Genomic DNA, 14636 nt, shown 5'->3' on the forward strand with positions numbered 1-14636 from the left:
GCCCCCGCGCGCGGCGGCGCCGGTCCGGGTGCCCCCGCACCCGCCGCCGTGCCCGGCCCCCCTGCCCTCCGGGGCCGGGCACGGCCCATCTCAGATTCCTGACATCCTCCAGGGAGATCCGCATGTCCGTCATGCTCACAGATCCGCCCGCACTCACCGCTGACGGGCAGATCGGCTACAACGGCCTCGTCTTCGGCTCGGGCACCTCCTACGTCATCGCCGAGACCGGCATCACCGGGTGGGAGGACCTCCCGGGCTTCGACACCGCCGACTCGCCGCGCTCCGGGGACCACGGCTCCTGGCCCGGCCCCCGCTACGCGCAGCCGCGCGTCATCACCGCGACCGTGTGGCTCGCGCCGGGGACCCGGACCGACACCTCCGCGATCACCGCGCTGCGCGGTGCGACCGGCATCGACCTGGACGAGCGGTGGCTCACCGTGCAGCTCCACGGCGAGACGCTGATCAGCGCGGTGCGGATCAACCAGCGGGCGATCCCGACCGACCGCCAGTTCGCGCTCTACGGCGTGGCCAAGGCGAGCGTCCAGTTCATCGCGACCGATCCGCGCCGCTACACCCTCACCCTCCAGACCCTGGCCACCAGCGTCCCGCAGCCGGAGACCGGCATCGTGTGGCCGCTGACCTGGCCGCTGTCCTGGGGCACGGCCGGGTCCAGCGGCAACCTGCAGGTCACGAACGCCGGCAACGCCGCGACGCACCCGGTCGTCACCTTCACCGGACCGTGCACGAACCCGCAGCTGGCGAACGTCGACACCGGCCAGACGATCGGCTACGGCCTGGTCCTGGCCGCCACCGACGTGCTGACCGTCGATACGGGCAGCGGCCAGGTGCTGCTCAACGGCGCCGCCGACCGCCGGTACGCGGCGATGCCGAACGCGACGCTGGAAGAGGCCTTCGTCCTGCCCCCCGGCTCCACCACCCTCGCCTTCCGCCCGTCGGCCGGCGCGCCGCCGGCGTCGGCGCAGGTCGCGTGGCGTTCGGCGTACATGTAGCCGGCCGGCGCCCCGACACTGCCCCGACACCGCCCCGACACCCTCGAAGGAGGCCGCATGAACGACTCCACCTACCGGGTGATCTTCGCCGATGTCAGCACCGACCAGACCATCGACGTCCTCCCGGTCGACGACGTCGAGTTCGACGACTACATCGGCAAGCCCGGATCCCTGTCCGGCACCATCCCGATCACGAACGCCGACCTGGGCGCACGGGCCGCGCGGCTCATCGAGGGCCGCACCGCGGTGTACCTCGCGCGCGGCAACGACCTGTGGTGGGGCGGACTGCTGTGGACGATGACGCCCCAGTGCGACGACCGCGGCGTCATCACCTGCGCGATCCAGGCCGCGACGTTCGACTCCTACGCCGCCCACCGCTACCTCCGCCCCTCCGGCGGCGCCTACCCCAACCCCCTCGCCTACACCGCCGTCGACTCGCTCCAGGTGGTCCGGAACCTGTGGCAGTACGTGCAGTCGACGCCCAACGGGAACATCGGGCTCTCGTTCGGCACCGAGACCTCCGGCACGACGATCAGCCCGTCCTGGCGCGACGGCGGCGAGACCCTGGTCGACGACGCCATCACCCAGCTGGCCGGCGCGACCCCCGGCTTCGAGTACTGCGTCAGCGTCTACCGCGACCCGGACTCCGGCAGCCGAGTCCGGCTGCTCAGGCTCGGCTCGCCGACCATCACGACCGGGGCGACGCCGCTGATCGTCGACAAGCCCGGCACCATCCTCACCTACGCGTTCCCGCGCGACGCCACCCGCGCCGCCACCGCGACCCGGGCCCGCGGCGGCTCGGTCCCGGCGAACGACGGGTCCGGCCAGGACGTGCCGCTGGTGTCCGGCGTGCACAGCGCCAACGTGCCCGGCTTCCTGGAGCTCGACGCCAGCGCCGACTACAACGACGTCACCGATCGGCCGACGCTGGAGAACCTGGCGCAGGCGAACCTGGCCGCGGCCGGGACCTCGGTCGTCGTGCCCTCGCTGACCGTCCAGCTCGACGGCTCGTTCGGCCCGCAGCTGCTCGGCGCCGCGGTCCGGGCGCGCATCAACGACCACTGGTTCCAGCCGCCGCTGGACCAGACCTACCGGATCGTCGGCTTCCACGTCCTGCCCGCGCAGCGCGGCCGCCCGGACACCGTCGACCTGTTTCTGGACGGAGGCTCCGGTGCCTAACCTGCCCGAGGACATCATCGACCGGATCAAGCAGATCGAGCGGAAGCTGCAACGCACGGCGACCGCCGCGGCCACCTCCGCGGCGGTGGCGCCCTGGCAGAACCTGCCGCTGGCCACCGGGTTCACGACCCAGACCACCACGCCGCAGTACCGGATCCAGGGTCCGGCGGCCGTGGTGCGCGGCGACGTGACGGTGACGCCGGCCGGCGGCAGCCTCACCGAGGGCGCGGTGGTCGCGCATCTGCCTTCCGGCACCAGGCCCGCGGTTCAGCAGGTCATCACGGTCGCGACGCCCAACACCACGGCGTCGCGCGTCGACGTGAACGCCGACGGCAGCGTCGTCTACCACGGGCCGAACGCCACGTGGATCGCGTTCGACTTCGTCGTCGCGCTGGGCTGAGGGCCCCCGATTCTTCGGCGCGCTGCCGCCCGCAGCTGCCTGGCGCTGAATCAGGCTTCTTATTTATGTATGCAGGAAGGAAGGGATAGCCGTGGCTATTCACAGTGCGTGGCTGGCTTTGACCGGTCAGAGCCGAGTCGACACTCGGCTGGCGACGTCGGTCGGGGTGGTTCCGGCCGGGGTGCTGACCTCCCGCTCCGGTGTGGTGCCGGACGGCGGGTTCGGGTTGCAGTTGGTGGCGGCGATGCAGTGCCAGATCATGCCGGGACGGGCCTTCGTCCAGGGCGTGGCGGCGCAGGGCGGGTATCAGGTCGCCTCGGATGCGCCGGTGGTGTTGACGGTTCCCGATGGGGATCCGCAGTACAACCGGATCGACGTCATCGCGCTGGAGATCCAGGATCAGCAGTTCGACACCTCGGGTCAGACTCAGGCGATCGTGGTGCTGATCAAGGGCACGCCCGCCGCTACACCGGTCGCGCCGGTGGTTCCGCCTGCGGCGATCGGGCTGTTCCAGATCAGCGTGCCGTCGAAGACATCGGCCGGTACCAGTGGCGTGGCGTGGTCGACGGCGGTCACGGATCTGCGCGTCTACACCTCGGGTTTGGGCGGGATCGTGCCGGCGGGGACGACTCCGTGGACGCCGCCGATGGCTGGGCAGTATGCCGACCTGAACGGTGAACTCCAGCGATGGAGCGGTGCCGCGTGGACGCCGGTGTACGACCCGATGGCCAGTGGTGGGAATCTGCCTCCGGTCACTTCGACCACGCGGCCGTCGAACGCGCCGGCGGGGAAGCTGGTGTACGAGACGGACAGCGGGGCCGTCGCGCTGTGGAACGGCACCAACTGGCGGCACCAGCCGGGGCTGATCGCCGCGCAGACGGTCGCCACCGCGACGCCGTCGATCACGTTCAGCGCGATTCCGCAGGTCTACCGCGACTTGCGGCTGGTGATCTGCGCGAAGTCCGACGGAACGGTCAACACCGGCTGGGACAGCGCGACCATGCGCTTCAACGGTGCCGTCGACACTCAGTACAACTGGAACTCGTACTGGGTCGCGCAGAGCGCGACCAGCGTCTCGGTCGCGAGCAAGTACGGGGACACGTCGATGCAGTGTGCTGAGATCTGGAACAGCAGCTACTCGACGCAGGGTCGCGGCATCGCGACGATCGACATCCCCAACTACGCCGACACCAACAATCTGAAGGTCTTCTCGTCCGTTTCCTCGGCGACCGACTGCGGCACGGTGGGGATTCTTCAGACGTACGGCGGGGGCCACGCCAGCCTCGGCGCCATCACGTCGATCACGATCTCCATGAACGTGGGCAACTTCGTGCCCGACTCGACCTTCACGCTCTACGGGCTGGGCTGAGAGCCGAATCCTCGGCGGCGCCGGGCAGCTGCGTTCATCAGGGTTCTTATATCTCACCGAGAAGTAAGGGGACAGTTGTGGTCATTCATAGTGCGTGGCTGGCTTTGACCGGTCAGAGTCGGGTCGATACTCGTCTGGCGACGTCGGTCGGGATGGTGCCGACCGGTGCGCTCGCGTCCCGTTCCGGTGTCGTGCCGGACGGCGGGTTCGGGTTGCAGTCGGTGGCGGCGATGCAGTGCCAGATCATGCCGGGGCGTGCGTTCGTCCAGGGGGTGACGGCGCAGGGCGGGTATCAGCTCGCTTCCGACGCGCCGGTGGCGCTGACCGTTCCGGACGGCGATCCGCAGTACAACCGGATCGACATCATCGCGCTGGAGATCCAGGATCAGCAGTTCGACAGCTCGGGGCAGACTCAAGCGATCGTGGTGCTGATCAAGGGCACGCCCGCGGCCACGCCGGTGGCGCCGGTGGTTCCGCCTGCGGCGATCGGGCTGTTCCAGATCAGCGTGCCGTCGAAGACGTCGGCCGGTACCGGGGGAGTGGCGTGGTCGACGGCCGTCACGGATCTGCGGGTGTACACGTCGGGGCTGGGCGGGATCGTGCCGGCCGGGACTACGCCGTGGACACCGCCAATGGCTGGGCAGTACGCCGATTTGAACGGCGAGCTTCAGCGGTGGAGCGGTGCTGCGTGGACGCCGGTATACGACCCGATGACCACCGGTGGGAATCTGCCTCCGGTCACTTCGACGACGCGGCCTTCGAACGCACCGGCCGGCAAGCTCGTCTATGAGACGGACAGCGGCGCGGTCGCGCTCTGGAACGGCACCAACTGGCGGCACCAGCCGGGCCTGATCGCGACGCAGACGGTCACCACCGCGACGTCGTCGATCACGTTCAGCGCCATCCCGCAGGTCTACCGCGACCTGCGACTGGTGATCAGCGCGAAGTCCGACGGTACGGCCGTGACCACTGGATGGGACAGCGCGTACATGCGCTGGAACGGCGCCGCCGACAACGGGTACCTCTGGAACACGTACTGGCTCGTGCAGGGCGGGAGCAGCGTCGGCGTCTCGAGTTCGTGCATCGTGTCGGGGATGCAGTGCGCCGCGGTGTGGAACAACCACTGGCAGACGCAGGGCCGCGGCGTCGCGACGATCGACATCCCCGAGTACGCCGATCCCACCAGTCTCAAGGTCTTCGCGGGGACGTCGATGGCCACCGACGGCGGGACGGCGGGGACCCTCCAGACCTACGGCGGGGGGTACATGACCACGACTCCCGCCCCCATCACCTCGCTCACGATCTACCTCAGCGGGAGCAATTTCCTGCCCGACTCCACCTTCAAGCTCTACGGGGTGGGGTGATCCCGGCGGAGCCGACGGAGGGAGCACCCGAACCACCATCGACCCACGGGACATCCATGAACGTTGAAGCCATCACCGCGACAGCCTCCTCGCTGTGCATCACCGGCGCCGCCATCGGCGCCGGTTTTCGTTGGGCCAGCCGTTTCTCGCACGTCATGCACGTCGTGGAGGCCCGTTCCAAGCAGCTCGAAGCCAACGGCGGGCAGTCGCTGCGCGACGACGTCCGCGAGATCCGTGCGGCGGTCGACGCGCACACCCACGAGTTCGCCGCGATCCACCAGACGGTCGGCGCGCTGGCCGTCATGGTCGCCGGCCAAGCCGCGCACCGCTCCGACGAAGGGGGCTGACATGGCCCGATTTCCCAAGGCGACCTGGCGCGGCCCGGTCCCCAACATGACGCCGGGCGGCATGTCCGCCCACCGCGGCCTGGTCCTGCACATCCAGGAGGGCACCGAGCCCGGCACCGACGCCTGGTTCCACAACCCGGGCTCCCAGGTCTCCGCACACTTCGGCAACCCGAAGTCAGGCCCGCTGGACCAGTGGGTCGACACCGACGACCGGGCCTGGGCCGAGGTCGACGGCAACCCGGAGTGGATCTCGGTCGAGAACGAGGGGAACTCCGGCGACGCACTGACCGCCTCGCAACTGGAGAACGCGGCCCAGCTGTTCGCCTGGATCCACACCACCTACGGCGTCCCGCTCCAGCCCTCGGACAGCACCGTCCCCGGCCTGACCGGCCACGGCCTCGGCGGCCAGGCCTGGGGCGGCCACCTGGACTGCCCCGGCCGGCCGATCCTCGACCAGCGCCCGCAGATCATCGCCCGCGCGGCGCAGATCCTGGGCGGCGCGCCGACGCCCAAGCCGCCGACGCCCATACCGACGCCGACGCCCGCACCGCCGACCCACCCGTCGTCACCCCCCTTCGGAGGCAATCCCGTGGCCACCATCCCCTCAAGCATCGGCCAGTTCTGGCCGGAGATCGCCGGCCAGTTCCCCGCGAACCAGAACTTCGACAACGAGACCGCCCTGATCTGGGCCGACGGCGGCGCCCGAGCCGCCGCCCTCTACGCCAAACAGGCCCGCGACGCCGTCACCGCCCTCGCCAACCGCGTCAGCACCCCACCACCCATCGACACCAACGCCCTAGCCGCAGCCCTGGCCCCCCACCTGACCGCCGGCGCCACCGCCCAACAGATAGCCCAGGCGGTCGCCCAGCACCTCGCCGCCGACCTGGCGAAGGGCTGACGATGTCGAGCCTGACAACACTGGAATCGGCACTCACGAAGGACTTCCGCAGACATCACGTAGCCGCCCAGGCACAGCGCCTACTCGCCGGCTCAGCATCAACGTTCCTGCTCGAACTCGCCGCCGACGGCACCCACGACTGGAGCACCAAGGCCCTGATCGCCGCCGCGGTCGGCGCCGTGTGGACGACGGCACGTCTGCAGTGGCCGACGCTGCCTTGGAGCTTGGTGGCGCGGCACTTGCAGGTGGCGAAGGCTTCGGAGCAGGCAGCGGTCGTCGCCAGCCCGGACAGCGCTACTTCGAACATTGCGACACCGGCCAACGCCGATGCCAACGCCAACGCCGCGACCAACGGTCCCGGCACCTGACCCACCGCGCCATCCACCTCGCCGATCACCGCCCCGGCACGCAGATTCATGCTGCGTGCCGGGGCCTTTTTGCGTTGGGCTGACCGCTCTCGCCCGGCCTTCTCGCGCAGGCCGAAGCCACGCTAGACGGCACTGCCGCGTGAGCGGCTTCCAGCCCGGCGGCGAGTCGTGTCGCAGGGATCTGATTTTCATGTCAGACTCGCCACGCAAGCCATTGCCTTGGTCGTTGGCACTGGGCATGCTGGGCTGTACCTACTGGGGCCGACGACGCGGAGCAGCGGGGGCAGGGAGACGTCATGGTGGACCACTTGGTCGTCCAGATCAAGGAGAAGGTCGGGCTGGACTGGGCGGATGAGCTCGGCGCGATGCTTCAGGACTCGACCGGGTTGCGGTGGGTGCGGGATCCCGAGCGGGAGCGGGCGGCTACCGGTGAGACCCAAGGGGTGGACACCATCATCCTGGTCGCGGCGTTGACGTCGGTGGTCGACACCGCCGTCAAGACGTTGCTGCACCGCGCGAACGAGGCGGCCCGGGAGTGGCGCAAGGGTCGACTCGACGCGCCGGAGATTGACGTCGCTCACGAAGGCGGCGAACCCAGCGGCGCACCCGCCAGCGATCCCGATGGCGCACCCGCCGACGACCCCGATCACGGCGTCGCGCAAGATCCGGCAGGGGACTGACCGCCGTGCCGTCGCAAGCTGTGATCATCGGGGACTCCGTCTTCCGGGACGGGCCCGGTGCGCTCCAGGCCCACGACTCGTTCCGGGCGAGCGCGCTGCTCTATGACGAGCTCCTCAACAAGCTGGATCCGTTCAAGGGCAACTGCACGCTGATCCCGGCGCGCGAGGAGCCCTCGGGAACGGCGCGCTCGACCGGGGTGGACGCCGACACGGTCATGGACGCCGTCAGCGAGGCGGTCAAGAAGGCCTCAGCGCGCGACGACACCCTCCTGGTCGTCTACATCGGCCATGGAATGGCCTGGGACAACCTGAACAACAGCGAAGTCCACCTCGCCATGTACGGCTCGCGCGAGGAACGCCCGTGGTCGTGGCTTCCATACTCGAGCATCCGTCGCGAGATGATGCGCAAGCAGGGCGGCCTGCGCATAGTCATCGCAGACTGCTGCTATTCGAACTTCCTCCACCGCCAGGGCGGCACGGCCGATGACGCGCCCGAGAACAGCTTCGCGGCATTGGACAAGGCCAACGGCACCGCCGTCTTCACCGCCGTCGACCCCGAGGGGCGCGATCCGAAGGCCTGGCCGAAGGGGTGCGACAGACTCAGTGAGCGGATGAAGGACTGCACACACTTCAGCGGGCACTTCCTGAAGGTCCTCAGCGAAGGCAGCAGCACCGCCGGAGAGAAGCTGTCACTCGGCGACATGCGGGACCGCGTGGTCGACGAGATGTACCAGTGCCAGGCTCCGCACCCCGTCGGCGGGCTGATCCTGCGCGGGCTGGGCGACAGCGTGCCGTTCGTCCAGAACTCCCTGCCGGCCGACGTGCCCAGACAACCACCGGCCCGCATCACGGACGAGGACTGGATCACGGCGCTGCGCACGGGCCGGAGGTGGCCCATCAAACCGCTCCTCGACAAGCCGGACCAGGCCGGCCGCGTCAGCCTGAGCCTGTGGACCATTCCCGAGGCCCATGAGAACGCCAGCCGTATCGACCGTGAGGCCAACGACGCCTACCGGTCCGATCCCCGCAAGTACGCGACGTACTGGTACATCAGGGACGGCCTGGCCGCGTGAGCACGGTCGGACCCGAGGACGGTGCGGCCACCGCCGAGGAACGTTTCACCAGGGACAGCGCCGACATCGAGGCGATCCTGGCCGACGGGGACCTGTCGGTCACCCAGGAGTGGATCAAGATCGCCCGCAGGCGGAGGCCGGAGAACCCCGCACGCGCGTTGAGACTGCTGCATCTCATCGGCGTCTGGCGGCCCGTGGACCGGCTCATCGAGGACGCCGAGAAATTCGACGGCCGCGACGCCGCCCAGATCCTCGGCGTGGCCGCCCTGCACCGTTCCATTCCCGACACCGCCGCGATCCTGCTCGCCAAGTGGCCGGAACCATTGGCCGTCGAGGTCGCTCGCACGTTCGCCCGGCAACGCCTCACGATCGACGTCGCCGAGATCATCGTGTTCCTCAAGACCCGGTACGCCGACCGGGACGAGGCCGCCGAAATCGTCGAGACCATGCTGAACGAGATCGCCTGGGGTGGTGCCATGCCCGGCGGCGGCGGCCGGACGATCCGTGACGTCGAGCTGATCCACGTTCACCTTGTCGCAGGCCGTCGCACCCACGAGGCCCAACAGCTGCTCACCCGGGTTCTTTCGCGGACCTGGGAACGCGGTTTCGCCTACGCCCTGGCCATGGAGTTCAACCACGACGCGCCTCAGCGCAACGTGCTCGGCGACTGGGCCCGCGACACAGTGAAGACCAGGAAACCGGACACTCTGGCGATCGCCGTCATGCGTGACCTGATTCATGGCTGCGGTCCGCTCGACGGTATCCAGGCCCGCCGTCTCATAGCCGATGTCGGGGGCACCTGGCCGGCCGAGCCGCTGGCGCGTCTTTGTGTCGACCTCCTGAAATGTGACTGCGACGACCGGGTGGCGGCCGTCTACCGGTCCGCCGCGCGCCGGTCCGAGCTGTTCGAGGTCGCGTTGGTCATCAAGGAGTGCTGGGCGTCGTCGGCGCTGGGCGGCGTCCGCGAAGAACTGCTGAGGGCGGCCGTCGTCGGCTCGTCGCCGCATTCCGTCCCGTTGACCGTCGACCAGGTGAACGAGTTGGCGAAGCTCGTGTCCGAGCTCGACACGCCCGAGGCGCCGAACCAGATCCGGATCCTGGCGCGCCTGGACGGCTGCCGGGGCGCCGACCTCGCCGACCTGCTGGAAGCGCGCACCGGCAAGCGGCGTCGGGCTGCCGGGCTGGATCTGGCCCGCAGGCTCGCCGAAGCGGCCAAGGCCGGAACCGTCGACGCGACCGCCGTCGCCGGCTACATCAGCAGCCTGCGGGGCCGGTCGTGGTCGGAGGCCAGGCAGGCGGCCGACGACGCCGTCGACGAGCTGACCGGCATCGCCCACAGCTCTCCCGACGTGGTGGCGGACGTCGCCGTGAACCTGTTTCGCGAGGACCGGACGAGGAAGGACGCGGAGGACCTTCTCAACCGCTATCTGCTGAACCCTGGAGTGCTCTCGGCCACAGACCTCGTCACCCTCGTGGGAAGGGTCCGCGGGACGGAACTCGGACGCCGCGCCCTCGTGGACGCCTTACGGGAGACCGTCCGCCGATGGCCGCCGTCCCGGCGGCGGGAAGCCGTGGACAGGCTGCGCAAAGCCGGGTTCGGGCACGAGGCCGATCAGATCTCACGATCCTGACCCGGTGGTCCGGGTGGGCTCGCGCAGAATCGGTTCCCGCCGGCTCATGTATCCCACCGACGCACGGTAGGACCAGGCGAACACGATGCTCGTGAGCATCGCGACCACCAGGCTTCCCGACGGTTCGCCGAGCGTCGGCGGCAAGCCCGGCGACATCTCGGAGCGGCTGAGGACGAGCAGTCCCACGACCAGGACCGCGTGCGGCACGGCGGCGGCGAACGCCGCGCGTTGTATCGGCGGCCAGCGGCCCGACAGTTGGTTGTCGGCGTCGTAGATGCGGGCCGGGGCCCACCGCGAGGCCACGGGCAACACCAACAGGAGCACCACTCCGACGCCGAGCAGCGTCATACCGCGCCACAGCGCCGGCCATCCGGACCAGTACAGAACCTCGCTGGCGCCGACGAAGCCGAGCCAGGCCGGGATCCACCAGAACCCGGAGATCCGGAACCGCGGCGATGCCGTCTCGGCGTAGTGACGACGAAGCGCCATCAAGGACACCGCGGGCAGGGCGTATATGAAGAGAGTCAGAACACCGCTGGCGGTCACCAGGTTCACCCAGTCGCCGCGGAGGATCAGCAGACTCAGCCAGCCGACGATGAGGTTGACCAACAGGATCGTCGACATGTCGGGCCGTCCGCGTCCGAACAGGCGCCGCGGCCGAGCCAGCCGACGGTCGGTCACCCCCATCTGGGCCAGGCCCTCGACCTCGCGGGACAACAGCAACACGTACACGATGCCGGCCGAGGCCGGCGACACGATCGTGTCGATCCTCAGCAGCAGGGCCATCGCCGCACCCGTCGCGGCGATGCCGACGGCGAATCTCGTGTACGGGGACGCGGGATCGCCGGGCTGCCATCCGGTGTGGCCCAGGAACACCAGCTGGAGCAGCGTGTAGAGGATGATCGAGCCGCTGATCGTCCCCAGCACGGCCACCCGCAGACGGACTCCCTCGTCGACACGGACCCCGAAGCGTCGGACGACGTCGCGCCGCACCTGCCCGGCGAGGTCCAGCGGCCCCTGGAATCCGACGTACGCGAACACGACGCCGCCGACGGTCACCGCGCTCACCACCGCGCGGACCGTTCCGTAGCCGTGCGCCACGTGGTGTGCCGAGATCGCATGCCGGTCGAAGCCGGACAGGAGCAGCAGGAAGACGACCGCGACCGGTACGAAGACCTTGAAAGCGGACAGCAGGACGGTGCCCTGCCGGATCACCCTCAGAGCGAACAGGTTCGTCGCGACGAGCGGCACCATGATGGCCGCGGACACGAGAATCCCCAGCCAGGTGGGATGAGAGGACTCGGGCGAGTAGTCGTAGAGGGCGTGTGATTCGAACGCCTGCACAACCGCCACCGACTCCGTCGCGGGGTTGAGCGCGTAGAAGATCCACAAGGCGGCCGCCACGATCGTCCCGACGAACGGACCGCTGCTCTGGTACGGCCACGAGACGAGGCCGCCGTTCTCCGGCGCGTGCCGGCCCAACTCCACCATGACCAACGCGACGACAAGCATCAGCGCGCCGCCGATCAGCCACGAAAGCCACGCCCACGAGCCGGCGATGCTGCTCGCGTGGTACCCGCCCAGCAGCCAGCCCGACCCGATGGCACCACCGAAAGCGAGCGCGAACAGGGCCCCCAGCCCGAATTCGTCGTCGAGGTCCGGAGTCGGCCGGCCGCGCAAGGCTGGTGTCGGGCCGGTCGCAGGTTCCTCCACATCCTCCACATCCGCGCTCACAAAGCCTCCCCCTCGAGTTCTGTCTCAGGCCTGACGAGCCTGAATGGCGACAGCATACAAACGCGGAAGGCGGCGTGAGGCAGTGTACTGATTAAGTCGGCGCGGTGCCGGGAGGCGGAGGCATTCTTGGCGAATACAGGGCACTGAGATACCGGGAAGGGACGAGGCCATGACCGTCCACGGGGTCCGGACCTGCTCGTGCCGCATCCGAGCGGGTCGGTCTGTAGACCCGCTCGGATGCGGCGAAGACTGCTGAGATATCGGTACGGACTCTGATCAGCGCATCTGAGCTACGCAAACACGATCCGCCAGTTCGGGCTGGCAGCCCTCGCGGACTACTCGGCCGCAGGCTTGACGAGCGCCAGGATTCGCCGCTGGTTGCGCAGGCCGTCCGGTGCTTCGGACTCGGGGTCCACAAGCATCCAGCCGTGGCCGTCCCCGACGAAGGACTCGAAGTCGAACAGCTGCTGCCGATAGCGGTCCTCGGCCTCCGGCAGGTCCCGCAGATGCGCCAGCGGTCCCCAGGACGCCGGCTCGCCCGCCAGCCGCCAGCACGCGGCGTGCAGCGCCATCCGGTCGTCACCTTCCCCGTCGAACAGGTCGGCGCCGAAGAGCCGTCCCGCCTGACTTTCCAGGTCGCCGTCGTGCACGATCCCTGAGACGGTGGGCATGAGGAGTGCGTCGCCGTCGATCCGCAGCCCCAGCGCGTCACGCAGCCAGGCGTGTTCGATGCCGAAGGCGACGATCGGGTCGCACGCGTCGTCGCCGTCGCCGCGCCAGATGTGGAAGTAGTCGCCGGTCTCGGCCGGAACATAGTGGTCCTGCTGGACCGGTAGGCCACAGACCTGACAGTACGTAGCGAAGACGGCCATACCCTCAATCCCCACGGAGACGGCGCCCCTGCGGGGCCGGCGCTGAAAGCCTCACGGTATCGGGTCGGCCCGACCGCGCGCCGCGGACTGAACGGAATCACCGGAGACAACGTCTTGGAGGGTCGCTCAACGAATACCAGTAAGACTTACTCTCAGCGGTTTCGGCCCTGTTTCGCGACGTGGTGTAGGGATCCAGGCTGCGGCACCCGATGCGTCAAGACCTTCTTCAGGGGACTGATCCGCTGGTACTCTGGCCGAAATTTTCGGTGAAGACGGGTGATGTTCCGATGGCATCTCACAGACTGCGGAACGGTCCGGACCCGGTCTCGCCGACCGCCACCATCGCGGCCATCGCCGAGGAGGTCGGCGTATCGGTGGCGACTGTCTCGAAGGTGCTCAACGGCCGCGCCGACGTCGCGGCTCAGACTCGGGCCCGGGTCGAGGAGAGTCTGGAACGGCACAGCTACCGCCGGCGCGCCAAGAAGAAGCCGGCCGGCACCGGGCAGATCGACCTGGTCTTCCACGAGTTCGACTCGGCGTGGGCGATGGAGATCATCCGGGGCGTGGAGGCGGTGACCGAACCGGAGGGGGTCGACGTGGTCCTGTCGCAGCTGGGCGGCGCGCACCATCCGCCGCAGCACTGGCTGGACGCGGTCCTGTCGCGGCGGCCGCTCGGAGTGCTGTTCGTCCTGTGCAGCCCGACCCAGGTGCAGCAGGAGCGGTTGCGGCGCCAGGACATCCCGTTCGTGGTGGTCGACACCGACAGCGCCACCACCGCCTCGGTGCCCACGGTCGGCTCCAACAACTGGAACGGCGGCCTGCTGGCCACCCGCCACCTGCTGGCGCTCGGCCACCGCCGGATCGGCATCATCTCAGGGCCCGAAGACGTGCTGTGCAGCCGGGCCCGCCTGGCCGGGTTCCGCGCCGCGCACGAGGAGGCGGGCCTGGAGGTCGACCCGGACCTGGTCCGCTACGGCACCTTCTACCTCGACGCCGGATATCAGCACGGCCTGGCCCTGCTCGACCGCGCCGACCGGCCGACCGCCGTGTTCGCCGGCTCCGACATGCAGGCCCTGGGGGTGCTGCGCGCGGCACGGCACCTCGGCATCGACGTACCGCGCGGGCTGTCGGTGATCGGCTACGACAACATGGATGTCGCCGCCTGGACCGATCCGGCGCTGACCACCATCGACCAGCCGATCAGGGACATGGCCGGGACGGCCGCGCACATGGTCCTGGACCTGGCCCGCGGCCAGGTCCTGCGCACCAGCCGGATCGACCTGGTCACCGAGCTCGTGGTGCGGGAGAGTACGGCGCCGCCGGCGGCTTGAGGACTGCCTGGGCCCGATCCGTGGCCGTAGCCTGTCCGGCGAGGTCACAGGGATTCGCGAGACCTCGCCGGGGTCGGGCCGATGCTGTTCTCGATGCGCTATGAGGCGCTACAGGACACTGATGGCCATGTCCATTGGCCGTTCGGACTTATCGTGACGCCCCAGTTGTTGCCGCTCCCGTTCGGTTTGGCGACCATCACGTACTGGCTGGGCCATGTGGCGCTGACGTTCCACGTGCTGTAGACGACAGCGGGCGAGACGAGGTTCATCGTCACCGTCCAGTTGCTGGAGCCGGTGACGGCGACGTTGAGGTTGTACCAGTTGCTTCCCTGCGAGCCGGCCGACAGGGTCGCTGTGCAGCCACCACCGCCTCCACCGCC

14 protein-coding genes and 1 pseudogene are annotated in these 14636 nt (G+C 69.3%); 12 read left to right on the forward strand and 3 right to left on the reverse strand.

Annotated features, from left to right (window positions below; translation table 11 throughout):
* The first annotated feature begins 122 nt into the window (after positions 1-122).
* The 11 genes from GWK61_RS44270 to GWK61_RS44320 all read left to right on the forward strand — a co-directional run bounded on the left by GWK61_RS44270 (position 123) and on the right by GWK61_RS44320 (position 10319).
* Positions 123-1010: a phage distal tail protein gene (locus GWK61_RS44270; protein WP_194918429.1), complete on the forward strand. Its 888-nt coding sequence runs from the start codon at positions 123-125 to the stop codon at positions 1008-1010.
* A 57-nt stretch (positions 1011-1067) separates the two neighbouring features.
* Positions 1068-2189 (forward strand): hypothetical protein, encoded by a 1122-nt coding sequence (locus tag GWK61_RS44275; protein WP_194918431.1) that lies wholly within the window; start codon positions 1068-1070, stop codon positions 2187-2189.
* Positions 2182-2589, forward strand: coding sequence for a hypothetical protein (locus GWK61_RS44280; RefSeq protein WP_194918433.1), 408 nt, complete (start codon positions 2182-2184; stop codon positions 2587-2589). Before GWK61_RS44275 ends, GWK61_RS44280 begins: the two co-directional genes overlap by 8 nt.
* A gap of 91 nt (positions 2590-2680) precedes the next feature.
* Entirely contained in the window at positions 2681-3958 is a 1278-nt protein-coding gene (locus tag GWK61_RS44285; RefSeq protein WP_194918435.1) for a hypothetical protein, read from the forward strand.
* A gap of 77 nt (positions 3959-4035) precedes the next feature.
* A complete protein-coding gene (locus tag GWK61_RS44290) occupies positions 4036-5322 on the forward strand; it encodes a hypothetical protein (RefSeq protein WP_194918437.1) in 1287 nt (428 codons plus the stop codon).
* Positions 5323-5378: 56 nt separating this feature from the next.
* Positions 5379-5669, forward strand: coding sequence for a hypothetical protein (locus GWK61_RS44295; RefSeq protein WP_194918438.1), 291 nt, complete (start codon positions 5379-5381; stop codon positions 5667-5669).
* Position 5670: 1 nt separating this feature from the next.
* Positions 5671-6567, forward strand: coding sequence for a peptidoglycan recognition protein family protein (locus GWK61_RS44300; protein ID WP_194918440.1), 897 nt, complete (start codon positions 5671-5673; stop codon positions 6565-6567).
* 2 nt (positions 6568-6569) lie between these two features.
* Positions 6570-6935 carry a hypothetical protein gene (locus tag GWK61_RS44305; protein WP_194918442.1) on the forward strand — a complete coding sequence of 122 codons (366 nt, stop codon included), beginning with the start codon at positions 6570-6572 and terminating at the stop codon, positions 6933-6935.
* A gap of 308 nt (positions 6936-7243) precedes the next feature.
* The gene (locus tag GWK61_RS44310) at positions 7244-7615 is read left to right on the forward strand and encodes a hypothetical protein (protein WP_194918444.1); all 372 of its coding nucleotides are present in this window, start codon (positions 7244-7246) and stop codon (positions 7613-7615) included.
* Positions 7616-7620: 5 nt separating this feature from the next.
* On the forward strand, positions 7621-8688 hold the full coding sequence (locus tag GWK61_RS44315) for a caspase family protein (protein ID WP_194918446.1): 1068 nt from the start codon (positions 7621-7623) through the stop codon (positions 8686-8688).
* Positions 8685-10319: a hypothetical protein gene (locus tag GWK61_RS44320; protein WP_194918448.1), complete on the forward strand. Its 1635-nt coding sequence runs from the start codon at positions 8685-8687 to the stop codon at positions 10317-10319. Before GWK61_RS44315 ends, GWK61_RS44320 begins: the two co-directional genes overlap by 4 nt.
* Here the strand turns inward: GWK61_RS44320 and GWK61_RS44325 are convergent.
* Positions 10308-12053 carry an APC family permease gene (locus GWK61_RS44325; protein WP_194918450.1) on the reverse strand — a complete coding sequence of 582 codons (1746 nt, stop codon included), beginning with the start codon at positions 12051-12053 and terminating at the stop codon, positions 10308-10310. The two genes, GWK61_RS44320 and GWK61_RS44325, sit on opposite strands and share 12 nt — an antisense overlap.
* A 335-nt stretch (positions 12054-12388) precedes the next feature.
* Positions 12389-12925: a hypothetical protein gene (locus GWK61_RS44330; protein ID WP_194918452.1), complete on the reverse strand. Its 537-nt coding sequence runs from the start codon at positions 12923-12925 to the stop codon at positions 12389-12391.
* A 287-nt stretch (positions 12926-13212) separates the two neighbouring features.
* On the opposite strand from GWK61_RS44330, the gene GWK61_RS44335 reads away from it, so the two are divergent.
* On the forward strand, positions 13213-14256 hold the full coding sequence (locus GWK61_RS44335; protein WP_194918454.1) for a LacI family DNA-binding transcriptional regulator: 1044 nt from the start codon (positions 13213-13215) through the stop codon (positions 14254-14256).
* Between the two features lie 98 nt (positions 14257-14354).
* Here the strand turns inward: GWK61_RS44335 and GWK61_RS57615 are convergent.
* Positions 14355-14636: pseudogene (locus GWK61_RS57615) on the reverse strand (glycoside hydrolase family 11 protein); the annotation flags it as partial.

Origin of the sequence: Catenulispora rubra (assembly GCF_015356825.1) — a bacterium.
Classification (GTDB): Bacteria; Actinomycetota; Actinomycetes; order Streptomycetales; family Catenulisporaceae; genus Catenulispora; species Catenulispora rubra.